This is a genomic window from Butyricicoccus sp. AF35-5AC, from assembly GCF_003477715.1.
Lineage (GTDB): Bacteria > Bacillota > Clostridia > Oscillospirales > Butyricicoccaceae > Agathobaculum > Agathobaculum butyriciproducens.
Genome location: NZ_QUDX01000043.1, coordinates 1 through 886 on the forward strand (window position 1 = coordinate 1; position 886 = coordinate 886).

General features: G+C 50.1%; 1 protein-coding gene. It reads left to right on the plus strand.

Going from position 1 to position 886, the window contains the following annotated elements; translation table 11 throughout:
- Nucleotides 1–323 precede the first annotated feature (323 nt).
- On the plus strand, nucleotides 324–886 hold a 563-nt coding region (locus DWZ82_RS14915; protein ID WP_118481408.1), incomplete at its 3' end, for a ParA family protein.

Here is an 886-nt window from a genome sequence, read left to right on the forward strand (position 1 = left end):
CATACCATTACCCTGATTTTACAGGGTACTCTGTTTACAGGCAGTATGCTGAAAGATAAGATGCTTTTTGAGCAGATGCAAAACAGGCTGATATACTAAAATCCTTACCTACTAAAACTTCTTTATTCAAACTTCACTACTCAATCTTTCTGACAGAAAAGGAGAGAAAAGAGTGAGAAATACACGATCTGAACGAATTTTAGAACCAATAGAAAGAGATAACGTTATAAAGTTACAAAGTCTTGACGTTATAATGGCACAGGTATATAATAAGAATAACGTTAAACAGTTATAACTTTACAAAGTTGAAAGAGGTGGAGAACATGTCTGCGATATTTGCACTGGCCAACCAGAAAGGCGGCGTTGCGAAAACCACAACGACAGGCACGCTGGCGGCCGGTCTGAAAAAGCAGGGCTTCAGTGTGCTGACGATCGACTGCGACCCGCAGGGCAACCTGTCGATGTCGGTAGCTGCCGAGAATCAGGACAGCGCGACCATGTACGAGGTCATGAAGGGAACGGCCTCGGCGCGGGAGGCCATCCAGCACACATCCAGCTGCGATATCATTCCGGCCAATACCATCCTTGCGGGCATTGAGCAGGAGCTGCACAACGTCGGCAAAGAGATGACGCTCCGCGAGAAGCTGCGCGACGAGCAGACCGGCGTTGCGGAAGAATACGATTACATCCTCATCGACTGTCCGCCGTCACTCGGTCTGCTGACCGTGAACGCCCTGACCGCTGCCGACTATCTGCTCATCCCGACCATGGCGGAGACCTTTGCGGCGTCCGGCATCACCCAGCTGTATGATACTTACAAGTCGGTAAAGAAATACACCAATCCGGCGCTCAGGATCGACGGCGTACTGCTCACGCGCACCGAGCG